Source organism: Streptomyces sp. GSL17-111, from assembly GCF_037911585.1.
Taxonomy (GTDB): Bacteria; Actinomycetota; Actinomycetes; order Streptomycetales; family Streptomycetaceae; genus Streptomyces.
Window position 1 is genome coordinate 4,612,216 of sequence record NZ_JBAJNS010000001.1, and the last position, 26,202, is coordinate 4,638,417.

The following is a 26,202-nucleotide window of genomic DNA, read 5'->3' on the forward strand; positions in this document are numbered from 1 at the left end:
CGGACGACGGTGGCCCCGCCCCCTTCCGAACCACTCGGAGGGGACGGGGCCACCGTCGGGTGCGCGGGCGTGGAGCCCGGCAGCGCGCGTCAGCCGCGCTGGATGCCGGAGGTGTCGGCGAGGAGGCCGCGGCGGCCGTCCTGGGTCTGCGCGATGAGCGCCTGACCGCGCTGCTCGACCGCCAGGTACCAGGTGCCCGGGGTCAGTTCGGCGATCGGCGTCGGCGAGCCGTCCTCGCCGGTCAGCGGACGGGCGACGGGCACGGCGAACCAGAACGGCTGGAAGTTCGGGTCCGCCGCGGCCTGCGGTGCCTGGGCCTGCTGCGGTGCCTGCGGCTGCTGGCCGGGCTGCGGCTGACCGCCGGCGGGCTGGGCGCCCGGCTGCGGCTGGCCGCCGTAGGACGGGTCCTGGACGCCCGGCTGCGGGCCGCCCGGGTAGCCGTAACCGGGCTGGGGCTGGCCCTGCTGCGGGGCGCCGGGGTAGCCGTAACCGGGCTGCGGCTGACCGCCGTAGGGCTGGGACTGCTTGAAGCCGCCCGCCGGGATCAGCCCCGCGCGCAGCGGCGGCAGCAGCGGCGTGGCGACCGCACCGGCGGCCATCAGGATCACCGCGATGAACCCCATGACCTGGCCCGCGCCGACGTCCATGGCCTCCTTCGCGCCGAGGGGGTTGGCGAGCAGAGTCCAGAAGCCCGACCACACGGCGAACACGGTGAGCGCGATGCCCCACTGGTCGAGCTTCATGCCCACGATCCGCAGTTCCGCCGGAAGGAAGCGGGAGACCACGATGAGGACGGTGGCGATGAGGCCGCCGAGGAAGACGGTCGGCATGACCGGCCACCAGAAGTTCGACCATCCGTTGCGGCTGTCCTCGTCCCCGAAGCCGGAGCCGATGGTGTAGAAGTCGAGGAATGAGGCGATGAACAGCAGGACCGCTGCTCCGATCACCACTGCATCGCCTCGCTGGAGCGAGCGGTTGTTCACGTCAGATCCTTCGTCGATCTCTCGTCGTCATGGTCCGGTCATCACGGGGGCGGTGACCCATCGTACGGACACTCTGATCAGGTTGGGGACGACCCCCACGAATCCCGTCCCGGCGGACGCGCCGGTCCGCTCACCGGCGCGGCGGGGCCCAACGGCTTGTCCGGCTCTGTCCCCGAATCACCGGCCCGGCCCTGCTCAGGCGCGGTCCGCGGTGAGGAACTCCGTGAGCCCCTCCGTGATCCCGCGCGCCGCGCGGTCGCGCCACGCGTCGTCGGTCAGCAGGGCGGCGTCCTGCGCGTTGCGCATGTTGCCGCACTCCAGGAAGACCTTCGGGACGGTGGAGAGGTTGAGCCCGCCGAGGTCGTCGCGCACGTCCAGTCCGGAGTCGGCGGTCCGCGGCCCGAGGTAGGTCGCGGGGGAGGTGCCGGTGGCGCGGGCGAAGTGCTCGACCAGACGCGCTCCGAGCGCACGCGACGGCTCCGTGATCGCGCGGGTGTCGGCCTCGCCCTCGTGCACGGCCGCCGGGAGGATCACGTGGAAGCCGCGATGCGTCGGACCCGACCCGTCCGCGTGCAGCGAGACGACGGCGTCGGCCTGCTCCTCGTTCCCGATCCGGGCCCGTTCGTCGATGCACGGACCGTAGGGGCGCGCCCGCTCCGGGCCCCCGCCCCGGCCGTCGCCCCGGTCGCCGTCCTGGGTGAGGACGACCCGCGCGCCGCGCTCCTCCAGCCGCTCCCGCACCCTCCGGGCGAGGTCGAGGGTGAACTCCGCCTCGGGACGGCCCGCTTCCGTGGCCGTGCCGGTGGTGTCGCACGCCTTGCGGTGGGTGCCCACGTCGACCTGCCGGGAGATGGCCTCCGGGTGCTCGCGGTTGGCGGGGTGGTGCCCCGGGTCCAGGACGACGACCGTGCCCGCCAGCGGCCGGGCGTCCCCGTCCGGGGACTCCGGGGACGCCGGTGCGACGCCGGACGGGGACGCCGGCTCGGCGGGTTCCGGCCGGGCCGCCGGCCGCCCGGAGTCCGGGCGCGTCAGGTGCAGTACGGCCAGCGCGACCAGCGCGCACGGCAGGAGGACGGCGACGACGAGGAACGCCCTGCGCGGCCGGGACACCTCAGGCCCCGGGCGCGGTGCGGCGCAGCACGCGCAGCGAGCCCGTCCCCGGCTCCTCCGTGAACGCCCCGGAGTCCATGGCCCGTCGGTACACGCGGTAGGGGGCCTGGCCGCCGTCCGCCGGGTCCGGGAAGACGTCGTGGACGACCAGCAGCCCGCCGTCCGCCAGGTGCGGCACCCAGCCCGCGTAGTCCGCGTGGGCGTGCTCGTCGGTGTGCCCGCCGTCGACGAAGACGAGGCCGAGCGGCGTCCCCCAGAGCGCGGCGGCCTGCGGGGAGTGGCCGACGAGGGCGAGGACGTGGTCCTCCAACCCGGCCGCGTGCAGCGTCCGGCGGAAGGAGGGCAGGGTGTCCATGAGGCCCACCTCCGGGTCGACGAGGCCCGGATCGTGGTACTCCCAGCCGGGCTGCTGCTCCTCGCTGCCCCGGTGGTGGTCGACGGTGACGGCGGTGACGCCCGCCTCGCGGGCCGCGTCCGCGAGCAGGATCGTGGAGCGCCCGCAGTAGGTGCCGACCTCCAGCAGCGGGTGTCCGAGCCGGGCCGCCCGCGCGGCCGCCGCGTACAGGGCCAGGCCCTCGTCGCGGGGCATGAAGCCCTGGGCCGCCTCGAACGCGGCGATGATCTCCGGCTTCGGTGTCGTCATGGCGCCCATGCTGCCGCATCGTCGCGGGCGGGGCGGTGCGGGGTCCGGCCGCGTGCGGGTGCCGGAGGTGTTCCCCGGGGCGGACCGATGCGTTATACAAGGAGTCAGCGAGAAACTGGAACACGTTCTCCGCCCCGACCGCCCCGGGAGACACGTCAGATGCCCATCGACGTCGCCACCGCCCTCGCGGCGCCGCCCACGGTCAAGCACCTCGCCTGGGACCACCGGGACGTGCAGCTCTACCACTTGGGTCTGGGAGCCGGTGTGCCCGCCACCGACCCGGCCGAACTGCGCTACGCGCTGGAGGACCGGCTGCACGTCCTGCCGAGCTTCGTGACCGTGGCGGGCGGCGGCATGGCGTTCGTCGACGGCATCGACGCGCCGGGCATCGACGTCGACCTGGCCGGCATCCTGCACGGCGGGCAGCGCATCGAGCTGCACCGGCCGGTCCCCGTACGCGGCACCGCGACCCAGCGCTCCCGCGTCGCGGCGGTCCACGACAAGGGCAAGGCCGCGCTCGTCGTCCTGCGGATGGAGGTCGAGGACGCGGCGGGACCGTTGTGGACGTGCGACACCCGGCTGTTCGTGCGGGGGGAGGGCGGCTTCGGCGGGGAGCGCGGGGCCACCGAGCGCCACCCGGTGCCGGACCGCGTGCCCGACCTGACGCTGGAGCGGCCCGTACGGGAGGACCAGGCGCTCCTCTACCGGCTCAGCGGTGACCTGAACCCGCTGCACGCCGACCCGGACTTCGCGCGCCTGGCCGGGTTCGACCGGCCGATCCTGCACGGGCTGTGCACCTACGGGATGACGCTCAAGGCCGTCGTCGACCAGCTGCTCGGCGGCGACGTCTCCCGGGTGACCGCCTACGGCACCCGCTTCGCCGGTGTCGTCCTCCCCGGCGACACCCTGCGGGTGCGGGCCTGGCGGCTGGACGCCGGGCGCGTCCAGGTGTCCGTCACGACGACCGGGCGGGACGACGCGCCGGTCCTGACCGACACCGTCGTCGAACACACCTGACGCCGCCGCACGGCCCGCACCGCCCGGCGTCAGCCGGTCGGACGGCCGTCCGGCTCACCGCCGGGGCGCCGGTGGCGGCCGTGCGGCGGTGCCGCCCGGTCCTCACCGGACGCCGCCCGCCCCCGGTGCCGGCCCCGGGCCGTGTCTCCGTTCCGCTCGCCGTGGGTGGTGCTGTGCTGCTCGGACATACCAAGGCTCCGTGTCGTGGGTTCACCGGTGTGCGCCCTTCGATGATCTCCGCCGAGCCGACCCGGCGTCACATCGATTTCGCGTGCGGATGGTTCGCGTGCGGGCGGTTCGCGGCGCGACGCTCAGCGTCCCGCCGCCGCCAGGGGCGCCTGGGCCAGCGGGACCGGCCGGGGCGCCCGCCCCGGCTCGGGCGCCCGCCGGGCCGTCGGCGCCGTCCCCCCGGCCCGCGCCCCCTGCTCACCGGGCCCGCTCGCCGCCCGTGGCGCGGCGTGGGCGGCTCGGCGCGGGGCGGCGGGAGGCCCGGAGGGACGCAGCCGGGCCACCGCGCAGCGGACCTCCGGCGTCGCGTACGGCAGGAGCAACGCGCCCTCGGCGGTGAACCGTCCGGCCCGCAGCCAGCCGTGCGGCGCGGGGACGTAGCTCATCGCCCGCCACCCCGGCCGCCACAGCGCCAGCCAGGGCAGCGCCGGGTCGCAGGGGCGGTCGGCGCGGGGGACGCCGTCCACCCGCAGGGCCACCGCGCACCGCTCCGGCAGCAGCGCCTGGCCCGGCTGGGCGGCGAAGGGCGTGACCGTGGCGCCCGGGGGGTGCAGCGCCTCCGGGAAGCGGACGGGGCGGTGGCTGCCGAGCACGCCCCAGCCGACGCGGTCGGCGCCCGGCGCGTCCGAGCGCACCAGCAGCAGACCGCTGTCGGGGTCGGCCAGCAGGACCCGGTCGTTGCTGCCCTCCGCGATCTCCAGGAGGGGGGAGACCGCGCCGCCCCGGCCGAGGTCCACCACCACGGCCTTGACCACACCGTCGTCCCCGCGCCGGTTCAGCGCCAGCATCCGGCCGTCCCGGTCGAGCCACACGCCGTCCGTGCACAGACCCGGCACGACGGCCACCCGCTCGGGGCCGTCACCCCCCACGAGCCGCCACACCACGGTCGTGCCCGCCCCGGCCGCCAGTGCGAAGCCGCCGCGCCCGTCCGGGGCCGGGGGCAGCAGGGCCAGCTGGGCCGCGTCCACGGTGCCGAGGGGCACCTCGCCGGTGCCCGCTCCGGAGGGGTACAGCAGCGAGGGCCGGTACCGCCCGTCCACCCGCCGCAGGATGAGCACCCGGCCGTCGGCCAGCGGAAGCACCTGGCTGTGCGGGTCCTCGGGCTGGCTGCCGGGGAGCGAGACGGCGTACGGCTCCGGCCCGTCCAGCGTCCACCGCTCCGGACACCACCGGTCGGTGCCGCCCGGCGAGGCCAGGCGGGCCGCGTAGCCGCCGTCGGCCGAGAGCACGCAGGCCAGCGGCCGGTAGGGCGGCGGGGGGAGGACGGGCGAGGGTCTGTCCGCCGGGCTCTCCTCGGCGGGCGCCTCGGCGGGCCCGGGAGCGGGCCCGGGAGCGGGCCCGTCCGGGCAGGGGCCGACGGGCGTCCCGTCGGCGGTCGCGTCGGTGCCTTCCATGGGTCGCTCGGACTGGACCGTTCCTGGTCGGACCGCACAGACAGTCATGTGGCGATCACCTCCGGTACCGACGCTAGGGATAGAACGCCGGTCCGAAGGGGAAGAGTTACCCGACTTCATTCGTTCAGGTGGCCGTGCCGGAATTCCCCGCCCCGCGTGCTCCGAAGTGTGCTGCGCGGACGCCCGCCCCGGCCGTCGCCCGGCCCCTGCCCGCCGCCCGTCCCGTGCGTCGGGCCCTGGGCCGATGCCGCCCCACCGCCGGTGCGGGGACGGGCGGTAGCCTGGCCCCGTGCCCGCACTGTCCGAAGTCATCGCCGCGCTCGACGCCCTCTGGCCCCCCGCCGGGGCGGAGTCCTGGGACGCGGTCGGCACGGTCTGCGGTGACCCGGAGGCCGAGGTGTCCCGGGTCCTCGTGGCCGTCGACCCGGTACGGGAGGTGGCCGACGAGGCCGTCGCCCTCGGGGCCGACCTGCTGCTGACCCACCACCCGCTCTACCTGCGCGGCACCACCACCGTCGGCGCCCACACCTTCAAGGGCCGCGTCGTCCACACGCTCATCAAGCACGACGTCGCCCTGCACGTCGCGCACACCAACGCCGACCGCGCCGACCCGGGCGTCTCCGACGCCCTGGCCGGGGCCCTAGGCCTGCGCGTCACCGGGCCGCTCGCGCCCGACCCGGACGACCCGGCGGGCCGCCGGGGCATCGGGCGGCTGTGCGAGCTGCCCGAGCCGCTGTCCCTGGCCGCCTTCGCCCAGTACGCCGCCGAGCGGCTGCCCGCCACCACCCAGGGCGTCCGCGCCGCCGGCGACCCGGACGCCGTTCTGCGCACCGTCGCGGTCTGCGGCGGTTCCGGCGACAGCCTCTTCGACGCCGTCCGGGCGGCCGGCGTCGACGCGTACCTCACCGCCGACCTGCGGCACCACCCGGCCTCCGAGGCGCGCGAGCACTCCCCGCTCGCCCTGCTCGACGCCGCCCACTGGGCCACCGAGTGGCCCTGGTGCGAGCAGGCCGCCGCCCAACTCGACGCGATCAGCGACCGGCACGGCTGGGACCTGCGCACGCACGTCTCCCGTACCGTCACCGACCCCTGGACCGCCCACGCGACGTCCGGACCCCACCCCGACCACTCAGGAGCCCCCAACTGAACGCCGAGCCCGCCGACCAGATCCGCCTTCTCGACGTCCAGGCCCTGGACATCCGGCTCTCGCAGCTCGCCCACCGCCGCGAGACCCTCCCCGAGCACGAGGAGGTGCGCACCCGCGAGGAGGAGCTGACGCAGCTGCGTGACCTGCTGGTCGCCGCCCAGACCGAGGAGAGCGACACCGCGCGCGAGCAGACCAAGGCCGAGCAGGACGTCGACCAGGTGCGCAAGCGCGCCACCCGCGACCAGGAGCGGCTGGACTCCGGCATGGTCACCAACCCCAAGGACCTGGAGAGCCTGCAGAGCGAGATCGCGTCGCTGGCGCGGCGGCAGAGCACGCTGGAGGACGTCGTCCTGGAGGTGATGGAGCGCAACGAGGCCGCGGCCGGCCGCGTCACCGAACTGACCGGGCGCGTCACCGCCGTCCAGGAGAAGGCCGAGGACGCCCGGGCCCGCCGCACGGCGGCGAGCGGGGAGATCGACGCCGAGATCGAGACCGTGCGCAAGGAGCGCGAGGTCGTGGCCGCCGCGATCCCCGCCGACCTGCTGAAGCTCTACGAGAAGCTGCGCGGGCAGCAGGGCGGCGTGGGGGCGGCCAAGTTGTTCCAGCGCCGCTGCGAGGGCTGCCGACTGGAGCTGAACATCACCGAGCTGAACGAGGTGCGCGAGGCCGCCCCCGAGACCGTCCTGCGGTGCGAGAACTGCCGGCGCATCCTGGTGCGCACCCCCGAGTCGGGGCTGTGACGCGGACGATGGCACGACGTTTCGTCGTCGAGGCGGACGGCGGCTCCCGGGGCAACCCCGGCCCTGCGGGCTACGGCGCGGTGGTCAAGGACGCGGGGACGGGCGAAGTCCTCGCCGAGGCGGCCGAGTTCATCGGGCACGCCACCAACAACGTCGCCGAGTACCGGGGCCTGATCGCCGGGCTGTACGCGGCCCGCGACCTCGACCCGCAGGCCACGGTGCAGGTCCGGATGGACTCCAAGCTCGTCGTGGAGCAGATGTCCGGACGCTGGAAGATCAAGCACCCCGGCATGCGGCCGCTCGCCGCCGAGGCCAAGGAGATCTTCCCGCCCGAGGCCGTGCGCTACGAGTGGATCCCCCGCGCCCGCAACGGCCACGCCGACCGGCTCGCCAACGAGGCCATGGACGCCGGGAAGCGCGGCGAGCAGTGGCGGCCCTCCGGCGTCCCCGATCCGGCCGCCGCCCCCTCGGCGGAGGACACCGGCCCGACGGCCCCCGCCGCGCCGCCGTCGGGCTGGTCGGCGGACCTGGGCACGCCCACGACGTTCGTCCTCCTGCGGCACGGTGAGACGGCCCTGACGCCGCAGAAGCGGTTCTCCGGCAGCGGGGGAGCGGACCCGGAGCTGTCCGGGGCGGGCCGCCGTCAGGCCGAGGCCGCCGCCGCCGCGCTCGCCGCGCGGGGCACCGTGCAGGCGGTCGTCAGCTCCCCGCTGCTGCGCTGCCGGGAGACGGCCGCCGCCGTCGCCGACCGGCTCGGCCTGGAGGTCCGCGTCGACGAGGGCCTGCGCGAGACGGACTTCGGCGCCTGGGAGGGCCTCACCTTCGCGGAGGTCAAGGAGCGCCACCCGGACGACCTCGACGCGTGGCTGGCCTCCGACACCGTCGGGCCGACGGGCGGCGGCGAATCGTTCGCCGAGGTGGCCCGCCGCGTCGCGCTGTCCCGCGACAAGCTGCTGGCCCGCTACGCGGGGCGCACCGTGCTGCTGGTCACCCACGTCACGCCGGTCAAGCAGCTGGTGCGGCTGGCGCTCGGTGCCCCGCCGGAGACGCTGTTCCGCATGGAGCTGTCGGCGGCGTCCGTCTCGGCCGTCGCCTACTACGCCGACGGCAACGCCTCCGTGCGTCTCCTCAACGACACCTCCCACCTGCGCTGACCGGCCCCGGCGCCCGCCGGGGTCACAGCCAGCCGGGGTCGGTGTCGGGGACGGTCGTGTCGCCGCTCTCCAGCAGGGCGAACTGCGCCGTGGTGCGCGGCAGTTCGTGGCGGAAGAAGTAGCGCGCGGCCTGCCGCTTGCCCTGGTGGAAGGCGTCGTCGGACGCCGAGGCCGCCAGGTACTGCCCCAGCCACACCCACGCCAGGACGACGTGCCCGACGGCCTCCAGGTACACCGCCGCGTTGGCCAGGGCCCGGTCGGGTTCGCCCGTCGCCCACAGGGCGGCCGTCACGGTGGTCACCCGCTCCCAGGCGGCCGTCAGGGCCGCCGCCAGCTCGGCCGCCTCCCCGCCCCGCGCGGCGGCCTCCCCGGCCGTCGCGGCGACGGCGTCGCCCAGCGCCCGCAGCCCGGCGCCGCCGTCCAGCACGGCCTTGCGGCCCAGCAGGTCGAGCGCCTGGATGCCGTGCGTGCCCTCGTGGATGGGGTTGAGGCGGTTGTCGCGGTAGTGCTGCTCGACGTCGTACTCGCGCGTGTAGCCGTACCCGCCGTGCACCTGGATCGCCAGGTTGTTCGCCTCCAGGCACCACTGGGAGGGCCAGCTCTTCGCGATGGGCGTGAGGACGTCCAGCAGGAGGCCGGCCCGTCGACGCCCGGCCTCGTCCTCGGCCGTGTGCTGCTCGTCCACCAGCCGCGCGCAGTACAGCACCAGCCCGGTGGCGCCCTCGCTGTACGCCTTCTGGGCCAGCAGCATGCGGCGCACGTCGGCGTGCTCGATGATCGGCACCTGCGGCGCGCCCGGGTCGCGTCCGGTCACCGGACGGCCCTGCGGGCGGCTGCGCGCGTACGCCAGGGACTTCAGGTAGCCCGTGACGCCGAGCGCCGCCGCCCCGGCCCCGACGCCGATGCGCGCCTCGTTCATCATCATGAACATGTAGGCCAGGCCCCGGTGCGGCTCCCCGACCAGCTCGCCCACCGCGCCCGGCCGTCCACCGGGGAGGTGCGCGCCCTCGCCGAAGTTCAGCGCCGCGTTCGTCGTGCCCCGGTAGCCCATCTTGTGGTTGAGGCCGGCCGCCACGACGTCGTTGCGCTCGCCCGGGCTGCCGTCGGGAGCGACGAGGCGCTTGGGGACGACGAACAGCGACAGACCCTTCACCCCGGGCGGCCCGCCGGGGATGCGGGCGAGGACGAGGTGCACGATGTTCTCGCTCAGCTCGTGGTCGCCGCCGGAGATCCACATCTTGTTGCCCGAGAGCCGGTAGGTGCCGTCGTCCTGCGGCTCCGCGCGGGTGAGGACGTCCGCCAGCGAGGAGCCGGCCTGCGGTTCGGACAGGCACATCGTGCCGGTGAACCGCCCGGCGAGCATCGGGCGCACGTAGCGGTCGACCTGCTCGGGTGTGCCGTGGGCGCACAGCAGCCGCGCGTTGCCGAGGGTGAGGAACGGGTAGGCGGACGTGGCGATGTTCGCGGCCTGGAACCAGCTGAAGCAGGCCGTGGAGACGACGTGCGGCAGCCGCATCCCGCCCAGGTCCTCGTCCATGGTCGCCGAGACCAGGCCCGAGCGGGCGAAGGCCTCCAGCGCCTCCCGCACCTCGGGGATCGTCTCCACCGTGCCGTCCGTCAGCCGGGGTTCGGCCAGGTCGCCCGCGCGGTTGTGCGGAGCGAAGTAGCGCGCGGCCAGCTGCTCCCCGAGCTCCAGCACCGCGTCGAACGTCTCCCGCGAGTGCTCGGCGTAGCGGGGCCGCCGGACGAGGGCCTCCGCGTCCAGCCACTCGTACAGCTGGAAGGCGAGGTCCCGCCGGGACATCAGCAGGGAGGAGTCGGCCGGGGTCGCGGGCATGGGCACATCCGATCCGGAGAGGCAGACTAAGCGGTCGCTTATTGTTGGCCGACGCCCCGCACCCTGTCAACGGTCCAACGGCCGCACGGCCGCACGGCCGCACGTCGGCTCAGCGGACGTCGCTGACGACCACGTCCAGCCGCGTCGGCTGCCCCGGGCGCTCCGGCGCGGTGTGCTCCACCCGGTGGCCCAGCTCCGCCAGCGTCCCCGCCAGTTCGGCCGGTGTGCGCGGCTCCGCGCCCGCCACCAGCAGCGACCGCACGATGCGGCCCTTCGTCGCCTTGTTGAAGTGGCTCACCACCGAGCGCTTCTCGACGCCGTCCACGACCTTCGACTGCAGCACCCGCACGGTCGCCGCCCGCCCGGCCACCTCGCCCTTCGGCTTCCACATGGCCGCGTACGCCGACGACCGCAGGTCCAGCACCAGACCCTCCCCGGCCGCCGCCGGCAGCACCTCCTGCAACGGCCCGCGCCAGAACGCCCCCAGTCCGCCGAGCCCCGGCAGCCTGACGCCGCCCGAACAGCGGTAGGACGGGATCGGATCACCCACCCGGACCACCCCCCACAGCCCCGAGAACACCAGCAGCGTGCGCTCGGCCCGCTCCCGCGCCGCGGCGTCCAGGGTGCCCAACCCCAGCGCGTCGTACAGCACACCGGTGTAGATCTCCCCGGCGCGCCGCACCGGAGCGCTCCGCAGCGCCGCGTTCTTGGCGATCTCCCCGCGCAGCCCCTCGCTGAGCCCCAGCACCTCGCGGGCCTTCGCGTCGTCCCCGCCCTCCGCCTCCGCGCACAGGCCGGTCAGCTCGGTGAGCACCCGCTCCCTGGCCTCCGTGAGCCCCGGCAGCGCCAGCGCGTCCAGCCGCAGCGTGCGGTCGTCCGCACGGGGCTCCGGGGACGCCTTCCCCTCGGACGGCGGCAGCAGCACGAGCACGGTCTTCTCTCCTCACGGTCGGCCACAAGCGGCGACCAGCAGCCTACGGCCCTACGCTCGCCGTATGCCCAGCCGCCATCCGCACATCACCGGCGGTGACGGCGCCGCCCTGCGCGCGGCGCTCGACGACCTGCGCCACCGGATCGGCGTCCCGCACGCCTTCCCCGCCTCCGTCCTCGCCGACGCCGAACGCGCCGCCCGCGCTCCCCGGCTGCCCGCCGAGGACGCCACCCACCTGCCCTTCTTCACCGTGGACCCGCCCGGCTCGCACGAACTGGACCACGCCCTCCACCTCACCCGCGCGCCCCGCGGCGGCTTCCGCGTCCACCACGCCGTCTCCGACACCGCCGCCTTCGTCACCCCCGGCCGTCCACTGGACACCGAGGCCCACCGCCGGGCCGTCGCCCTGTCCTTCCCCGACCTGCGCGTGCCCCTCCACCCGCACCGCATCGCGGAGGACGCCGCGAGCCTGCTGCCCGACGTGCCCCGGCCCGCGCTGCTGTGGACGCTCGACCTGGACGCCGACGGCACCCTCACCGCCACCGACGTCCGCCGGGCCCTCGTCCGCTCCCACGCCCGGCTCGACCCCGCCACCGTGCAGCGGGAGATCGACGACGGAACCGCCGAGGACTCCGTGGCCCTCCTGCGCGACGTCGGCCGCCTGTGTGAGGAGCGGGAACGCGCCCGGGGTGGCATCTCCCTCGCCGCGCCCGAGCAGCGGATCGTCCCGCACGGCGACCGCTACCGCCTCGACCACCGCGCCCTCCTCCCCGCCGAGCGCTGGACCGCGCAGCTCTCCGTGCTCCTCGGCACGGCCGCCGCCGCCCTGATGCTCGACGGCGGCACCGGCGTCCTGCGCACCCTGCCGCAGGCCCCCGACGGAGCGGTGGCCCGCCTCCACCGCGTCGCCCGCGCCCTGGACGTCGACTGGCCCCCGCACACGTCCTACGCCGCGCTCCTGCGCTCCCTCGACCCGCACCGCCCCCGCCACGCCGCCTTCCTCCAGGAGTGCACGACGCTGCTGCGCGGCGCCGGCTACACCGCCTTCAGCCCTGGCGGCTCCGCTCTTCGGGCGGCCGGACGCCCCGCCCACCCCGAGCACGCCGCCGTCGCCGCCCCCTACACCCACTGCGCCGCGCCCCTGGGTCGCCTGGTGGACCGCTACACCGGCGAGCTGTGCCTGGCCGCCGTCGCCGGGACGGAGCCGCCCGCCTGGGTCACCGGCGCGCTGGCCGGACTCCCCGCCGCGATGGAGCGCGGCGACCGCCGCGCCGCCGAGGCCGACGACGCCTGCGTGGAGCTGATGACGGCCGCCGTCCTGTGGGACCACATCGGGGAGGTCTTCGACGGCCTCGTGACCGACGTCCGGGAGGACCGCCCCCACGAAGGCACCGTCCACCTCGGCGAACCCCCCGTCGCGGGCCGGGTCTCCGCCCCGCCCGACGGCCCGCCCCTCCCGCTCGGCGAACCCCTCCGCGTCCGCCTCCTGCACGCCGATCCGGGCAGGTCACCCGTGCGGTTCGGCCCGGCCTGAGCGCGTAGGATGACCTCACGGCAGACGAGCCGTGCGGGCGGCCGCGGCGTGACCTCACCGGTCACGTCGAGGAACGTCCGGACTCCGCAGAGCAGGGTGGTAGGTAACGCCTACCTGGGGCGACCCACGGGAAAGTGCCACAGAAAGCAGACCGCCGGGGCCGGAAACGGTGCCCGGTAAGGGTGAAACGGTGGTGTAAGAGACCACCAGCGCCCAGGGTGACCTGGGCGGCTCGGTAAACCCCACCCGGAGCAAGGTCAAGAGGGGCCGTCGCGAGGCGGCCCTGCGCGGACGCACGAGGGCTGCTCGCCCGAGTCCGCGGGTGGACCGCACCGAGGCCGGTGGTGACACCGGCCCCAGATGGATGGCCGCCTCCCGGCCGCCCGCGAGGGCGTCCGGAGACAGAATCCGGCGTACAGCACGACTCGTCTGCCGCTTACGCTTCTGAGCTGGGAAGACGCACTGTGCACCGGCCGCTGAACGCCCCCTGGGGAGAATCAGCCGTCAGCAAGCCACTGGCCCAGCGCCTCCATGCCCTTGCCACCCGGCTGCGGCATGAACTGGAGTACGTCTCCGGAGCTGAACGCCGGGTCGCTGTGACCCAGCCCCTCCGCCACCTTCGGCGGCGTCTCCCTGGAAGCCCTATCGGCGACGCCTCGGGTCGCGGATCGCGCAAGTTCGCGCAAGTTGGTGGCGGGGCGGACGCCGGTCACACAAGATCTGACACACAGCGAGGTCAAGTCCCCTGCGAGGAGGCGATCATGGCACTGCGGAAACTCGGCCAGGACCCGGACAGCCCGGACGGCAAGTCGCCCACGGTGTACCTCGATGAGAAGACCGGCCACTACGTGCTGCAAGGGTGGAAGGTCACCGACGCGGAACGGCTGGCCCAGATGGACGTCCCCGAGTACGAGACCGTCATCGAGTTCCCGAGGCGGATGATGCAGTTCTTCCCGGAGGTTAAGGACGTTGGCACCACTGACGCTTGAGGAGCGGCTGAGGAGCTGCACGAAGTCAGCACTTCACCTGGAGATGCGCGACGGGTACATGCGTTCCGATCCGCGTTTCGCCGCGTGGCAGCAGGGCGTGCGCAACGCTCCAGAGGACAACGATCCGGAACTGCGCCCGTGGCTCGCGCTGGTCGCCGAGTTGGTCGGTCGAGGCGTGGCCGTGCGCCGCGCTCGTGTCGTCTCCGAACCGGTCAGCGACTACATCGAGTTCGAGCACCACACCACGGACGCCAACGTGACCGCTGGGGAACAGGTGCGGTGGCTGCCGCGCCGTCGCGCCTCCGACCTGGCCCTGCCGGGTAACGACTTCTGGGTTCTCGACCACCGCGTCGTGGTGTTCCATCACTTCGACGGCGACGGCGAACTGGCGCCCGAGGACGAGGAAGTCATAGAGGACTGGGACATAGTGAGGATGTGCACGTCCGCGTTCGGTGACGTATGGAAACGCGCCACTCCGCACGACGAATATCGCCTCAGCCGACACGGATAACCCGTCATCTTGTCGTCTCCGTCATCAAGCGTCGCCGAGGCACGTCAGGCACTCGGCCAGCGCCTGCGCGAGATCCGGAAGGACTCCGGGCTGACCGCGCGAGCGCTGGCCCTCCTGGCTGGTTGGCACGAGTCGAAGTGCTCCCGCATCGAGCATGGACGAACTACCCCAGCAGACACCGACATCCGGGCGTGGACGCGGCATTGCGGAGCCGAGGACCAGACGGCTGACCTGATCGCCACCGCGCGGGCGGTCGAGAGTCAGTACATGGAGTGGAAGCGCCTGGAGCGAGCCGGTCTGAAACGGGTGCAGGAGTCCGTGGCGCCGCTGTTCAAGCGCAGCCGCCGCTTCCGCTGTTACCAGTCTGGGTGCTGCCGGGCCTCCTCCAGACTCCCGCGTACATCGCTGCCGTTCTCGGTACCGTTGCCTCCCTGCGCGAAGTGCCGGGTGATATCACGTCCGCTGTGGCGGTGCGGTTGGACCGGCAGCGTGTCCTGCATTCGGGGGACCACCGTTTCGCCATGCTGGTCGAGGAATGGGTGCTGCGCACGGTGATCGGCGACACCGAGGTGATGGCCGGGCAGCTCGGCCACCTGATCTCCGTGGCGTCGCTGCCGTCCGTGAGTCTCGGCGTCATCCCGATGGGCTGTGTGCGCGGTGCCGGGTGGCCGGTGGAGTCGTTCACCCTGTACGACGACCAACAGGTAAATGTGGAGCTGGTCTCGGCACACCTGACGGTCACGCAGCCCGGCGAGGTACGCGAGTACGCCAGGACCTTTGCCGAGCTTTCCGCCGTCGCGGTGTACGGCGCAGCCGCACGAGCGCTGATCACCTCGGCCATCGAGTCTCTCGACGAGTGAATGCCTGCAAGTCCGTGCACGTTCGTGGCAACCGGTAAGTCGGCGTCTTTAGCGTCCTGTTCATGGGGAGAACATGGAGCACGACGACGGCGAACCCTGGTCTACCGGTCTGTGAACCGGGTGAGGGAGTGATGCCCGCTCCGGCGAGCGGCTGCGACGTATGCGGCGCCCTGGCAAGCCAGCGGGAGGCGGCGCGGGCGGTCATGGACTGGTCCAAGGTCACCGACTGCAACGTGGAGATCCGACGCCACCCGCACGCCCGATGGAACCGGTGATGTCGACCGTTCCCGCTCGGTCGGACCGGCCACGCACCGACAGGGCATCCGGTGTGGTGTTCGTGCCCGCCGACCAGCCCATGAGGCCCTGCCCGTTCCCCTGCTCGGTGTGCCGATTCAAGGGGCGGACGTGAGGTTCCTCGGCCGGTCGGCCAGGCCGCCACCGGCAAGCTCCCCTGAACCCTGCCCGACTTCCGACGCGGGGTTCCACACCGCCACTCACCGGATGAGAAGGGAGAGTGCACGTGAGCGCACTCGCAGTGGACACCTACGAGACGCGCACCGCCGACGCCGACGGCTGGCGTGGTGTGCCGTTCGCCCACCCGCTGATGGACGGCGGCAAGCACGACGGGGGACCGATGCCCCCGGAGGCTCCACGCCCGCCCGAGCCGAAGCCCACTGACGACAAGTAACAGCACGCCGTCCCGGCCCCGTGCGTCGCCCCCGTGGCGCACGGGGCCGGGACGGCGCTGGTGGTCGCGGGGCAGGGCGGCGGCAGGCTGCCCTTCACGGCCCTTGCACGGGGCGGCGGCACGGGGCGCGCGGGGCGTGAACAAGCGCGGAACCGCGTACGGGGGGTGAGAGTACGCGCACTGAGGGTGGACGGTACCGGTGCCGCTCCGTCACGCTGGGTGATGCCCGCGAGCGGCTCCGGTAGCCATCGCGGTCCAAGCGCGAGGCACGATGCACGGAGAGAGGGCGACGGATGGACAACGTCGAGAGGCCCGGGGTCGGGATCGAGGTTGGAGTCGGAGGTGAGGTCGGAGCCGAGCCCGGCTGGGACACCGGCGACGAGCACGCGGGAACCGACACGGAGTGGGACCGGGAGCCGCACCCCTCGGACAGCATGCGCACCTTCGGCGCCGTCGTCCAGGCCCTGCGCGAGCACGCGGGCCTCAGCCGCGCCGAACTCGCCGCCTACGTGGGGTACTCCAAGCACACGGTGGCGTCGGTTGAGCTGGGACGCCGCATGCCGGACCAGGTGTTCGTCGAACGTGCCGAGGAAGTGCTCGGCAACACCGGCGCCCTGCGCAAGGCCGCCCGCCACCTCACGCGGAGCGAGGTGGGACTCGCCGCGTGGTTCCGGCAGTGGGCACGGCTGGAGCGCAAGGCGGTGAGCCTGTCCACCTACGAGTGCCGGCTGGTGCCGGGTCTGTTGCAGTCCGAGGCCTACGCGTGCGCGGTGTTCGACGGCACGATCCCGGTGCGCAATGACCACGAGCTGGAGGCCCAGCTCAGCGCACGCATGGACCGACAGGTGATGATGCGGGAGCGGCCGACCACGCCCTTCAGCTTCATCGTCGAGGAGCACGTCTTCCGGCGTCGGTTCGCCGAACGGCAGGTGGTGCGCGAACTCCTTGACCACGTCCTCGACCTCACCGCCCCGCGCAACGTGACGTTCCAGCTCGTTTCGATTGAGGCCGGGTTGCATGCCTGCCTGGACGGGCCGACGCGCATCCTGGAGACACCGGAGGGGCGGTGGTTCGGCTACTCCGAGGGGCAGCAGAACGGACGGCTGATCTCGGACCGGAAAGAGATGAGACTGCTCTCCCAGCGCTATGAAACACTGCGCTCGCAGGCCCTGAGCCCCATCGAATCCCGGGCCCTGCTGGAGCGACTAAGAGGAGAGCTATGAGCAGCGGTTCGACGGAACTCGCCTGGTTCAAGTCCAGCTACAGCGGCAGCCAGGGTGACGACTGCGTGGAGGTCGCGATCGCTGAACAGGCCGTCCACGTGCGCGACTCCAAGGACACGACCCTCCCGGCCTTCACCGTGGGCAGTGAGGGCTGGAGCCGGTTCGTGCGCTTCGCGTCGGAGCGCTGACCCGCTCGACGCGTCCTGTCCCCCGCGCCGGACACCGGCGCGGGGGACGGTGGTCTTCTTGAAGCTGCGGAAGGAACGCCATGTCCTCCTCTTCCACCCCCCGGGCGCCCCGGCCCGTCAATCTCGCTGAGCAGCTCGCCCGGTTCGGTGAGCACTGGTCACCGAAGATCGTCGCCACGCTGAACGACTACGACGTCCGGGTCGTCAAGGTGAAGGGCGAGTTCGTCTGGCACACGCACGAGGACACGGACGAGCTGTTCCTCGTGCTCAGCGGCCGGCTGACGATCCGGCTGCGGGACGGCGACGTCGTCCTGCGTCCCGGCGAGCTGTACGTCGTCCCGCGCGGTGTCGAGCACTGCCCGTTCGCCGAGGAGGAGACGGCGGCCCTGCTCCTCGAACCGTCCGGCACCGTCAACACGGGCGACGCGGGCGGTGCGCTGACCAGGGCGGCGGAGACCCTGGACTGACGCGGGACGGGTCGGAGCGGGCCGGGGAATACGGTCCGGGGTCGGGTGGTTGCGGGGGGCATGGGGAACCACGCTCAGTCCGAACCGGACCGCACCGACGTCCTGCGCTACACCGCCTTCTCCTCCTCGCCGCACGGCGGGAACCCGGCCGGCGTCGTGCTCGACGCCTCGGGGCTCGACGAGGCGGCGATGCTCGCCGTCGCGGCCGAGGTCGGCTACTCGGAGTCGGCCTTCCTGACCCCCGCGCCGGGCGCCGACGGCTCGGGGCGGTCGTTCACCGTCCGGTACTTCAGTCCCGTCGCCGAGGTCCCGTTCTGCGGCCACGCCACGGTGGCGGCGGCCGTCGCCCTGGCCGAGCGCATCGGGCCCGGGGAGCTGGTGTTCGCGACGCGGGCGGGTACCGTGCCCGTCTCCGTGGTCCGGACGGGGTCGGGGGAGCTGCGCGCGACGCTGACGAGCGTCCCGCCGTACACCGAGGAGATCGCCCCGGCCGACCTCGCGGAGGCGCTGGCGGCGCTGGACTGGCGGTCCGAGGAGCTCGACCCCGCACTGCCGTCGCGCATCGCCTTCGCCGGCGCCCGGCACCTGGTGCTGGCGGCCGGTACCCGCGAGCGGCTCGCCCGGCTCGACTACGACTTCGAGCGGCTCAAGGCCCTCATGCTGCGGCTCGACCTGACGACGCTGCAGCTCGTCCACCGCGACCCGCAGGACGTCACGGTCTTCCACGTCCGCGACCCGTTCCCGGTGGGCGGGGTGGTGGAGGACCCGGCGACGGGCGCCGCCGCCGCGGCGCTGGGCGGTTACCTGCGCGAGCTGGGCCTCGCTCCGGACAGCGCCGTGCTCACCCTCCACCAGGGCACCGACCTCGGCCGTCCGGGGGAGCTGACGGTGGAGCTGCGGCACGGTGACGCGCGGATCCACGTCAGCGGGTCCGGCGTCCGCATACCGTGACGCCCTGACGCCCTGACGCCCTGACGCCCGGCCCCGGGCCCGCCTCAGGACTCGTCGTCCGGATGGGGCGCGGCGGGCCAGGCCTCCTCCTCGTCCACCCAGTGCACCTGTTCGGGGTCGGCGAGGTCGATGTCGGGGAAGACCTCACGCAGGCGGGGCTCCAGCTCTTCCTCCGTGAGGGGCTCCCATCCGATGCCGCGCAGCCAGACGAGCCGGTAGCCGTGGTCGGCGTCGCCGAACGACCCCACCACGACCCGGTACTGCGGCTCGGCCGGGCGTTCCGTGTCCATGGCTCCACCCTGCGCACGCTTCGGCGCCCTCCGCATGCCGGAGGCCGCCGAACGTGCTAGGTGCGCTGGTCAGGCGCAGGTCGGGGCCCTACGGCATCCGGCCCGTGGCGGAGGCGAAGCCCAGCCAGGTGTGGCGGTTGCGCCACCAGCACCACCCGACCTTCGGGGCGTCGCGCCGCTCCCGGCCGTCGCGGCCGGTGCCGTTGCTGATCCAGAGCGCGGGGGTGCGGGCGTCGTAGGTGCCGTTGGGCTTCCGCAGCCGTGAGCCGATGGTCATGAAGCACCGGTTGCGCTCCAGGGCCGCCGGCTGCTGGAGCACCCAGTGGATGCCTTCGGTGAGCAGCAGCGGGGTGCGGTGGTGCTCGGTCAGGGCGGGGAGCGCCTCCTCCGGGCTCCAGTTGGCCAGGTGGTCGCCCCGGTCGACGCCGCTGACGAGGTACAGGGGGCCTTCGGGCAGGTCGATCCCGCTGGGCGTGAAGCGGTCGACGTCGGGCATGTCGGCCACGACGAAGCCGGGCTTGCCGCTGTGGCGCAGCAGCGGCGCGAGCACGGAGGCGGCCACCCGCTCGGGATGGACGGCCAGCAGGGTGCCCCCGCTGTCGTCCGCGTGCCGCTCGGCGAAGGCGCGGACCTCCTCGGCCGGTAGTGCGGCGTGGGTGTGCACGCCCAGGGCGATCAGGTGGTCCGCCTGGACGCGCAGCGGCGGCAGGGGGGCCGGGGTGGCGGTCTGCGGGTCGGGCAAGGCGGGCTCCTCCGAATGTGCCTCTCACGTAAATTTACGTCGAGCGTAAAAAATACCTCCCCCTCTTGGGGGTGTCAACGTATATTTACCACCGATGTAAGATTCGCCCATGAGTGACGACAGCGCGGGCACGCCGCCGCGGCTCACCGGGCTGCGCGAGGTCAAGAAGCAGGAGACCCGGCAGCACATCTCCGACCAGGCCACCCGCCTCTTCCTCGCGCAGGGTTTCGACGCCACGACGATCGCCGAGATCGCCGACGCCGCCCGCGTCTCCAAGAAGACGGTCACCAACTACTTCGCGCGCAAGGAGGACCTGGCCCTCGACCGCCAGGACGCCTTCGTCGCGACCCTGGCCTCGGCCGTCGCGGCGCGGCGGCCCGGGGAGTCGGCGCTGGGCGCGCTGCGCCGCGCCTTCGACGGGTCCCTGGCCGCGCACGACCCGGTCACGGGCTTCACGGGGCCGGAGTTCGCCCGCATGGTCGCCGAGAGCCCCACCCTCACGCACTGCGTCCGGGGTCTGCACGACCGGCGGGAGGAGGCGCTGGCCGAGGCGCTGGCCGACGCAGGAGGGGCGCCGGGCGACGACGCCACCGCCCGCACGGTCGCCGGGCTGCTCGGCGCCGTGCACCGTGTCCTCTTCCAGCGCATCCAGCACCTCACCCTCGCGGGGCGCACGGCGCGGGAGATCGAACGGCTCGTGGCGCCCGAGGCGGCCCACGCCTTCGACCTGCTCGAACCGTCCCTCGGGCGGCTCTACGTCGCCTGAAGCCGGGTCATCCCGCTTCGGGCAGGGCGGTGCCGCACCGCGCGCAGAAGCGGGCGTCGGTCTCGGCGGCCGGGCGGCCGCACGCGTCGCACAGCAGGTGCTGCAGGCACGGCGGCTCGCCGCCCTCGCTCCGCGTCCGGACGGTGAGGCCGGAGCGCCGCCGGTGGGTCGTGAGGTACGTCAGCCCGTCCTCGTCCGCCGCCAGGGCGCGCCGGGCGCCGCGTGGCAGCCAGACGACCGAGCCCGCCCGGAGCTCCTGCGACACGCCGTCGAGCTCCAGCCGGCCACTTCCGCCGGTGACGTACAGGATCACGTCCACCTCGGGTTCGACGGACGCGCCGACCCGGCTGCCGGGCGGCAGCCGCACGAGGTTCGCGTCGAGTTGGCGGCCCGGCCGGTCGAGCCGCCACACGGCTCCGCCGCGATGGTCGGGCACGGCGCGCAGGACGTCCGTCGACCGGACCTGTACGCCCGGTGCCGTGCTCCGTGGTGCGTCGTCGTGCATGGGCTCTCCGCGATGAAGGGCGGTCGTGGGCGCGCAGCCGCCTGCTGCGGGCCCCGGGTCGGCCTCCATTGTCCGCCCTCGGCGCGGGAGGTTCAGCCGCGGCCGATGTAGGGCATCGTCGTGGCGAGGACGGTGGCGAACTGGATGTTGGCCTCCAGCGGCAGTTCGGCCATGTGCAGGACTGTCCGGGCGACGTCGGCGGCGTCCATGGTCGGCTCGGCGGCCGTCGTGCCGTCGGCCTGGAGGATGCCGGTCCGCATGCGGGCCGTGAGTTCGGTGGCGGCGTTGCCGACGTCGATCTGGCCGCAGGCGATGCGGTGTGGCCGCCCGTCCAGGGACAGCGACTTCGTGAGCCCCGTCATGGCGTGCTTGGTCGTGGTGTAGGCGAGGGAGTGCGGGCGCGGGGTGTGGGCCGAGATCGACCCGTTGTTGACGATGCGGCCGCCCTGCGGTGTCTGGTCCTTCATGACGCGGAACGCGGCGCGGGCGCAGAGGAAGGCACCGGTGAGGTTGACGTCGACGACGGACTGCCAGTCGGCGTACGTCAGTTCGTCGGGCGGCACGGTGGGGCCGAAGGTGCCGGCGTTGTTGAACAGCAGGTCCACGCGGCCGAAGCGGTCGACGGCGGCGGCGAACAGCGCGGTCACGGCGTCGGGGTCGGTGACGTCCGTGGGTACGGTGGCGACACGCCCGGCGGCGTCGGGGGAGAGCAGCGCGGCCGTGCTCTCCAGCGCGGCGGCCCGGCGTCCGGCCAGCGTGACCGACCAGCCCGCCTCGGCCAGGGCGAGGGCCACGGCGCGGCCGATGCCGGAGCCCGCGCCCGTCACCACGGCGCCGCGCGTCCCTCCGGCGGCGGCCCCCCGCGCTTCGTTCAACGTTTTGTTGATGTCCGTCATGTCCGCAGCGTACGCGATGCGTCGAGCGGTGCCCGACGTCAACCGATGGCCATGTGTTTGTCGCGTACGTGCCAACGGTGCGCCGCTCCGGTCCGCTGCACTTCTCCGCATGACGCACTCAGGGAGCGCAGACAGCGAACTCCGTGCCGCGGCCCGCCACGTCGGCCGCCGCCGGTTTCTGACGGTGACGGGCGCGGCCGCCGCCCTCGCCTTCGCCACCAACCTTCCGGACACCGCGCGGGCCGCCACCGGCCTGCGCGAGGCGAAGTTCCCCCAGGACCCCTTCACCCTCGGCATCGCCTCCGGCGACCCCCTGCCCGGATCCGTCGTGCTGTGGACCCGGCTGGCACCGGACCCCTTCGAGCCCGACAGCGGGATGCCCGCACGGCCCGTCCCCGTGCACTGGGAGATGGCGTACGACGCGCGGTTCCGCCGCATCGCCCGGCGCGGCACCGCCGTCGCCCACCCCGAGTACCACCACGCCGTGCACGTCGAGCCCCACGGGCTGCGGGCGGGCACCGACTACTACTTCCGCTTCCGCGCGGGCGCCCACCTCAGCCCGGTCGGCCGCACCCGCACCGCCCCGGCACCGGGCACCGGCCCGGACGCGCTGCGCTTCGCCCTCGCCGCCTGCCAGCGCTACGACCAGGGCTACTGGACCGCCTACCGGCACCTGGCGGGCGAGGAGGACCTCGACGCCGTCATCCACCTCGGCGACTACCTCTACGAGTACGCCGTGGGTGCCGCCGCCGGGGCGCGCGGTTACACCGGCGACCGGCGGCTGCCCGCCCACTTCGCCCGGGAGACCGTCACCCTGGAGGACTACCGGCTGCGGTACTCCCTCTACAAGCGCGACGAGGACCTCCGGGCCGCCCACGCCGCCGCGCCGTGGATCGTCACCTGGGACGACCACGAGACGGAGAACAACTACGCCGGGGACATCCCCGAGAACAGCGTGCCGCCCGAGGAGTTCCTCGTGCGCCGGGCCGCCGCCTACCGCGCGTACTGGGAGAACATGCCGCTGCGCCGGCCGCAGCGCCCCCACGGCCCCGACCTCACCCTCTACCGGCGGCTGCGGTTCGGTCGGCTCGCCCAGATCGACGTCCTCGACACCCGGCAGTACCGCGACGACCAGGCGAACGGGGACGGCTGGAAGGTCCCCACGCCCGCGTCGCAGGACCTCGCGCGCCAGCTCCTCGGCGCCACCCAGGAACGCTGGCTGGCCGACGGCTGGCGCGCCTCCGACGCCACCTGGAACGTCCTGGCCCAGCAGGTGGTCTTCGCCCGCCGCCGCAACCGTGTCGAGGGCCCCTGGCCGCTGTCCATGGACTCCTGGGACGGCTACCCCGGCGCCCGCGAGCGGGTGCTGCGCGCCGCCGAGTCGGCCCGGCTGCGGAACCTCGCGGTGCTCACCGGCGACGTCCACGTGCACTACGGCCTGGACATCAAGCGGGACTTCGACGACCCGTCCTCCCGCACGGTGGGAGTGGAGGTGGTCACCACGTCCGTCTCCAGCGGCGGCGACGGCCGGGAGCGGCCCGCCAACTGGGACGCCCTCATGGCCGCCAACCCGCATCTGCGGTTCTACGACGGGCGCCGCGGCTACACCCTGCTCACCCTCGACGAGCGTCAACTGCGCGCCGACTACCGCACGGTGCCGCACGTGACGACGCCCGGCGCGCCCGTGACCACGGCCGCGTCGTTCGTCTCGGCGGCGGGCGACCCGGGGCTGCGCCCCGCCTGACGTCGATTCGGCGCTCATCCCGGTCACCCCGCGCGCGCCGGGGTGACCGGGATGGCCGGGGGAACGGGACGGCCGATCCGGTGTGATCGGTCGCATGCCTCGGACGGCTGGGGTCGGGGCGGTGCGCCTGGGAGAATGTGTGCGCCGTCAACAAAACCTGGAGAGGTGCATGTCCGACCCCGGCCCGTGCAGTCCGGCCGCCCCGCCGTCCGTCGCCCCCGCGACGACCCCCTCCGTCCCTCCCGCCACCTCCGCGACGGACGCCTCCGGGCGGCCCGTCCTCCCCGCGCAGGCCGTCCCCGCGCAGGCCGCTCCGACCGCCGCGCGCGCCGGCGGCGGCACCACCTCCAAGGAGCCGCAGCTCACCCGCGCCCAGCGGGCGGGGCTGCTGCTCACCCTGGTCCTCGGCAGCCTCACCGCCCTGCCCGCCCTCACCATGGACCTCTACCTGCCGGCGCTCCCGCAGGTGGCCGACGCCCTGGGCACCGAGGCCGCCCAGGCCCAGCTGACCCTGACCACCTGCCTGCTGGGCCTGGCCCTCGGCCAGATCGTCGTCGGCCCGATGAGCGACCAGTTCGGGCGCCGCAGGCCCCTGCTGGTCGGCATGGCCTGCTACGTCGCCGCGAGCGCCGCCTGCGCCCTCGCGTCGGGCGTCGAGATGCTCACCGTCTTCCGGCTGGTGCAGGGCCTCACCGGCGCGGCCGGCATCGTCATCGCCCGCGCCGTCGTCCGGGACCTGTTCGACGGCCTGGCCATGGCCCGGTTCTTCTCCACCCTCATGCTGATCTCCGGCGCCGCCCCCATCCTGGCCCCCGTCCTCGGTGGCCAACTGCTGCGGGTCACCGACTGGCGCGGCACCTTCGTCGCCCTGGCCGCCGTCGGCCTGGTGCTGACCCTCGTCACGGCGCGGTACCTCCCCGAGACGCTGGCCCCCGCCGACCGGCACCGCGGCGGCCTGCCCACCGCGCTGCGCGCCATGCGCGGGCTGCTGGCCGACCGCGCGTTCGTGGGCTACCTCATCGCCGGTTCGCTGGGCTTCGCCGCGCTGTTCGCCTACATCGCGGCCTCGCCGTTCGTCGTCCAGGAGATCTACGGGGCGTCCCCGCAGACGTTCAGCCTGCTGTTCATGGTGAACTCGATCGGCCTGATCTCGCTCGGTCAGCTCAACGGCAAGGTCCTCGTGGGCCGCTGCGACCTGGACCGGGTCCTGCTCCTCGGGCTCGGCATCACCGGCGCGGCCGCCGTCGCCCTGCTGCTGATGACGTCCGGGGTGTTCGGCGAGCCGGGGCTGACCGGGGTCGCGGCGGGGCTGTTCGTGCTGATGTCCGGCATGGGCCTCGTCCTGCCCAACGCCAACTCGCAGGGGCTCATGCGGGCCGGGCACGCGGCGGGCTCCGCCTCCGCCCTGCTGGGCACGACGCCGTTCCTCGTCGGCGCCGTCGCCTCGCCGCTCGTCGGCATCGCGGGGGAGCACACGGCGGTGCCGATGGCCGTCGTGCAGGTGGTGGCCCTGGCCCTGGCCACCGCCGGTTTCGTGGGGATGTGCCGCCCGTGGCGCCGCAGGGGCTGACGCCCGGCTCCGCGCGGCAGGCCGGGCTGGACGCCGGTGAACTGGCCGCCCTGGTCCGCCACGTGGACGCCCTGCCCTCCCGTGGCTGGTGCGGGGCGGCCGTGGTGGCGGCGGGGCGCGGCCCGTACCTCGCCGTGGAGCACGCGACGGGGTGGGCCCTGCGCTGGGACGCCGCCGGGACGCCGGCCGCCGCCCCGGTGCCCGCCCGCGTGGACACCCCGTTCGACCTGGCCTCCCTCACCAAGCTCGTCACCGCCGTCGTCGCCGCGCGGTCGATGGAGCGCGGCGCCTTCGGCCTCGACGACCCCGTGGCCGCCCACGTCCCCGAGTTCGGCGCGGCGGGGAAGGACCGCATCACCGTGCGGCAGCTCCTCACCCACACCTCGGGCCTGCGCCCCGAGCTGCCCTTCCACGACGGCCACGGGCTGGAGCTGCTGTGGGCGGAGCCGCCCACCACCACCGGCCCCCGCTACTCCGACCTCAACCTGCTCGCCCTCCAGGCCGTGCTGGAACGCACCACCGGCCGGCCCCTCGACGCGCTCGTCCGCGAGCACGTCAGCGGCCCGCTCGGATTGCGCAGCCTGCGGTACGGGCCGGTCCCCGGAGCCGCCGCCACCGAGGACCAGCGGCGGCCGGTGGCCAAGGCCGACCGGGGGCTGCTGCGCGGCGTCGTCCACGACGAGAACGCCCACGCGCTCGGCGGCGTCGCCGGGCACGCCGGCCTCTTCGCCACCGCCCGCGACCTCGCGGTGCTGTGCCGCGCCCTGCTGGCCGGGGGCACGCTGGGTGGCGTCCGGCTGCTCGCGCCGGAGTCGGTGGCCCTGCTGCTGGACGCGCCCGGCCTCGGGTTCGCCGTCGACCAGCCCTGGTTCATGGGCGAGCTGGCCGGGCGGGGAGCGGCCGGACACACCGGCTTCACCGGCACGAGCCTGGTGCTGGACCGGGCGACGGACACCTTCCTCGTCCTCCTCGCGACGACCGTCCACCCGCTCCGGCCGGCGCGCCCGGACAGCACGCCCCGCGCCGTCGCCGCCACCCACCTGGCCCGCGCGGTGCGGTGACCCGGAACCGACGGCGTCGGTGCGCGCGGGCGG

Annotated in this window: 28 protein-coding genes, 1 other RNA gene and 1 pseudogene; 19 read left to right on the plus strand and 11 right to left on the minus strand. The window is 74.3% G+C overall.

Going from position 1 to position 26,202, the window contains the following annotated elements; genetic code table 11:
- Positions 1 to 89: 89 nt before the first annotated feature.
- From V6D49_RS20590 to V6D49_RS20600, 3 genes are all read right to left on the minus strand, one after another.
- Complete coding sequence (locus V6D49_RS20590) at positions 90 to 983, minus strand: hypothetical protein (RefSeq protein ID WP_340561785.1); 894 nt, start codon at positions 981 to 983, stop codon at positions 90 to 92.
- Between the two features lie 195 nt (positions 984 to 1,178).
- Positions 1,179 to 2,093, minus strand: a complete 915-nt coding sequence (locus V6D49_RS20595) for an N-acetylmuramoyl-L-alanine amidase (RefSeq protein WP_445330563.1) — start codon at positions 2,091 to 2,093, stop codon at positions 1,179 to 1,181.
- A 1-nt stretch (position 2,094) separates the two neighbouring features.
- Positions 2,095 to 2,736, minus strand: a complete 642-nt coding sequence (locus V6D49_RS20600; protein ID WP_445330564.1) for a class I SAM-dependent methyltransferase — start codon at positions 2,734 to 2,736, stop codon at positions 2,095 to 2,097.
- 159 nt (positions 2,737 to 2,895) lie between these two features.
- Here V6D49_RS20600 and V6D49_RS20605 point away from each other — a divergent pair, with 159 nt between their 5' ends.
- On the plus strand, positions 2,896 to 3,753 hold the full coding sequence (locus V6D49_RS20605; protein WP_340561789.1) for a MaoC/PaaZ C-terminal domain-containing protein: 858 nt from the start codon (positions 2,896 to 2,898) through the stop codon (positions 3,751 to 3,753).
- Between the two features lie 29 nt (positions 3,754 to 3,782).
- Here the strand turns inward: V6D49_RS20605 and V6D49_RS20610 are convergent, their stop codons facing one another.
- Entirely contained in the window at positions 3,783 to 3,941 is a 159-nt protein-coding gene (locus tag V6D49_RS20610; RefSeq protein WP_340561791.1) for a hypothetical protein, read from the minus strand.
- 123 nt (positions 3,942 to 4,064) lie between these two features.
- Positions 4,065 to 5,375: a hypothetical protein gene (locus V6D49_RS20615; protein ID WP_340561793.1), complete on the minus strand. Its 1,311-nt coding sequence runs from the start codon at positions 5,373 to 5,375 to the stop codon at positions 4,065 to 4,067.
- Between the two features lie 289 nt (positions 5,376 to 5,664).
- Between V6D49_RS20615 and V6D49_RS20620 the strand changes: the two genes are divergently transcribed.
- From V6D49_RS20620 to V6D49_RS20630, 3 genes are read left to right on the plus strand one after another with little or no spacing between them, the layout of a single operon-like run.
- Positions 5,665 to 6,522 (plus strand): Nif3-like dinuclear metal center hexameric protein, encoded by an 858-nt coding sequence (locus V6D49_RS20620; protein WP_340561795.1) that lies wholly within the window; start codon positions 5,665 to 5,667, stop codon positions 6,520 to 6,522.
- Positions 6,519 to 7,262: a zinc ribbon domain-containing protein gene (locus tag V6D49_RS20625; protein WP_340564175.1), complete on the plus strand. Its 744-nt coding sequence runs from the start codon at positions 6,519 to 6,521 to the stop codon at positions 7,260 to 7,262. Before V6D49_RS20620 ends, V6D49_RS20625 begins: the two co-directional genes overlap by 4 nt.
- Before the next feature lie 8 nt (positions 7,263 to 7,270).
- Positions 7,271 to 8,416, plus strand: coding sequence for a bifunctional RNase H/acid phosphatase (locus tag V6D49_RS20630; RefSeq protein ID WP_340561797.1), 1,146 nt, complete (start codon positions 7,271 to 7,273; stop codon positions 8,414 to 8,416).
- Positions 8,417 to 8,438: 22 nt separating this feature from the next.
- Here V6D49_RS20630 and V6D49_RS20635 read toward each other — a convergent pair whose 3' ends face one another.
- Together V6D49_RS20635 and yaaA are read right to left on the minus strand one after the other, a co-directional pair.
- Positions 8,439 to 10,253: an acyl-CoA dehydrogenase gene (locus V6D49_RS20635; protein ID WP_340561799.1), complete on the minus strand. Its 1,815-nt coding sequence runs from the start codon at positions 10,251 to 10,253 to the stop codon at positions 8,439 to 8,441.
- A 109-nt stretch (positions 10,254 to 10,362) separates the two neighbouring features.
- Positions 10,363 to 11,184 (minus strand): peroxide stress protein YaaA, encoded by an 822-nt coding sequence (gene yaaA, locus V6D49_RS20640; protein WP_340561801.1) that lies wholly within the window; start codon positions 11,182 to 11,184, stop codon positions 10,363 to 10,365.
- Between the two features lie 64 nt (positions 11,185 to 11,248).
- Here yaaA and V6D49_RS20645 point away from each other — a divergent pair, with 64 nt between their 5' ends.
- From V6D49_RS20645 to V6D49_RS20695, 11 genes and pseudogenes are all read left to right on the plus strand, one after another.
- On the plus strand, positions 11,249 to 12,718 hold the full coding sequence (locus V6D49_RS20645; protein WP_340561803.1) for an RNB domain-containing ribonuclease: 1,470 nt from the start codon (positions 11,249 to 11,251) through the stop codon (positions 12,716 to 12,718).
- A gap of 25 nt (positions 12,719 to 12,743) precedes the next feature.
- Positions 12,744 to 13,150, plus strand: an RNA gene (rnpB, locus tag V6D49_RS20650) — RNase P RNA component class A.
- A 329-nt stretch (positions 13,151 to 13,479) separates the two neighbouring features.
- On the plus strand, positions 13,480 to 13,707 hold the full coding sequence (locus V6D49_RS20655; protein WP_340561805.1) for a hypothetical protein: 228 nt from the start codon (positions 13,480 to 13,482) through the stop codon (positions 13,705 to 13,707).
- Positions 13,708 to 13,750: 43 nt separating this feature from the next.
- Positions 13,751 to 14,218, plus strand: a complete 468-nt coding sequence (locus V6D49_RS20660) for a DUF6879 family protein (RefSeq protein ID WP_340564177.1) — start codon at positions 13,751 to 13,753, stop codon at positions 14,216 to 14,218.
- A 6-nt stretch (positions 14,219 to 14,224) separates the two neighbouring features.
- Positions 14,225 to 15,078: pseudogene (locus V6D49_RS20665) on the plus strand (DUF5753 domain-containing protein).
- Positions 15,079 to 15,209: 131 nt separating this feature from the next.
- Positions 15,210 to 15,353, plus strand: a complete 144-nt coding sequence (locus V6D49_RS20670; protein ID WP_340561806.1) for a hypothetical protein — start codon at positions 15,210 to 15,212, stop codon at positions 15,351 to 15,353.
- A 245-nt stretch (positions 15,354 to 15,598) separates the two neighbouring features.
- Complete coding sequence (locus V6D49_RS20675) at positions 15,599 to 15,766, plus strand: hypothetical protein (protein ID WP_340561808.1); 168 nt, start codon at positions 15,599 to 15,601, stop codon at positions 15,764 to 15,766.
- Positions 15,767 to 16,059: 293 nt separating this feature from the next.
- Positions 16,060 to 16,989 carry a helix-turn-helix domain-containing protein gene (locus V6D49_RS20680; protein ID WP_340561809.1) on the plus strand — a complete coding sequence of 310 codons (930 nt, stop codon included), beginning with the start codon at positions 16,060 to 16,062 and terminating at the stop codon, positions 16,987 to 16,989.
- Positions 16,986 to 17,177, plus strand: a complete 192-nt coding sequence (locus tag V6D49_RS20685) for a DUF397 domain-containing protein (RefSeq protein WP_340561810.1) — start codon at positions 16,986 to 16,988, stop codon at positions 17,175 to 17,177. Before V6D49_RS20680 ends, V6D49_RS20685 begins: the two co-directional genes overlap by 4 nt.
- A gap of 80 nt (positions 17,178 to 17,257) precedes the next feature.
- On the plus strand, positions 17,258 to 17,644 hold the full coding sequence (locus tag V6D49_RS20690) for a cupin domain-containing protein (RefSeq protein ID WP_340561812.1): 387 nt from the start codon (positions 17,258 to 17,260) through the stop codon (positions 17,642 to 17,644).
- 60 nt (positions 17,645 to 17,704) lie between these two features.
- Complete coding sequence (locus V6D49_RS20695) at positions 17,705 to 18,595, plus strand: PhzF family phenazine biosynthesis isomerase (protein WP_340561814.1); 891 nt, start codon at positions 17,705 to 17,707, stop codon at positions 18,593 to 18,595.
- Between the two features lie 44 nt (positions 18,596 to 18,639).
- Here the strand turns inward: V6D49_RS20695 and V6D49_RS20700 are convergent, their stop codons facing one another.
- Both V6D49_RS20700 and V6D49_RS20705 read right to left on the minus strand, forming a co-directional pair.
- Positions 18,640 to 18,885 (minus strand): hypothetical protein, encoded by a 246-nt coding sequence (locus V6D49_RS20700; RefSeq protein WP_340561816.1) that lies wholly within the window; start codon positions 18,883 to 18,885, stop codon positions 18,640 to 18,642.
- Between the two features lie 88 nt (positions 18,886 to 18,973).
- Positions 18,974 to 19,627 (minus strand): DUF5701 family protein, encoded by a 654-nt coding sequence (locus V6D49_RS20705; protein WP_340561818.1) that lies wholly within the window; start codon positions 19,625 to 19,627, stop codon positions 18,974 to 18,976.
- Positions 19,628 to 19,736: 109 nt separating this feature from the next.
- On the opposite strand from V6D49_RS20705, the gene V6D49_RS20710 reads away from it, so the two are divergent.
- A complete protein-coding gene (locus V6D49_RS20710) occupies positions 19,737 to 20,393 on the plus strand; it encodes a TetR/AcrR family transcriptional regulator (RefSeq protein WP_340561820.1) in 657 nt (218 codons plus the stop codon).
- A 7-nt stretch (positions 20,394 to 20,400) separates the two neighbouring features.
- Here V6D49_RS20710 and V6D49_RS20715 read toward each other — a convergent pair whose 3' ends face one another.
- Positions 20,401 to 20,898: a cupin domain-containing protein gene (locus V6D49_RS20715; RefSeq protein WP_340561822.1), complete on the minus strand. Its 498-nt coding sequence runs from the start codon at positions 20,896 to 20,898 to the stop codon at positions 20,401 to 20,403.
- 92 nt (positions 20,899 to 20,990) lie between these two features.
- On the minus strand, positions 20,991 to 21,794 hold the full coding sequence (locus V6D49_RS20720) for an SDR family oxidoreductase (protein WP_340561824.1): 804 nt from the start codon (positions 21,792 to 21,794) through the stop codon (positions 20,991 to 20,993).
- Positions 21,795 to 21,903: 109 nt separating this feature from the next.
- Between V6D49_RS20720 and V6D49_RS20725 the strand changes: the two genes are divergently transcribed.
- The 3 genes from V6D49_RS20725 to V6D49_RS20735 all read left to right on the plus strand — a co-directional run bounded on the left by V6D49_RS20725 (position 21,904) and on the right by V6D49_RS20735 (position 26,169).
- On the plus strand, positions 21,904 to 23,538 hold the full coding sequence (locus tag V6D49_RS20725; RefSeq protein ID WP_340561826.1) for an alkaline phosphatase D family protein: 1,635 nt from the start codon (positions 21,904 to 21,906) through the stop codon (positions 23,536 to 23,538).
- Between the two features lie 169 nt (positions 23,539 to 23,707).
- Positions 23,708 to 25,108, plus strand: a complete 1,401-nt coding sequence (locus V6D49_RS20730) for a multidrug effflux MFS transporter (protein WP_340561828.1) — start codon at positions 23,708 to 23,710, stop codon at positions 25,106 to 25,108.
- A complete protein-coding gene (locus V6D49_RS20735) occupies positions 25,081 to 26,169 on the plus strand; it encodes a serine hydrolase domain-containing protein (protein WP_445330565.1) in 1,089 nt (362 codons plus the stop codon). Before V6D49_RS20730 ends, V6D49_RS20735 begins: the two co-directional genes overlap by 28 nt.
- Positions 26,170 to 26,202 lie beyond the last annotated feature (33 nt).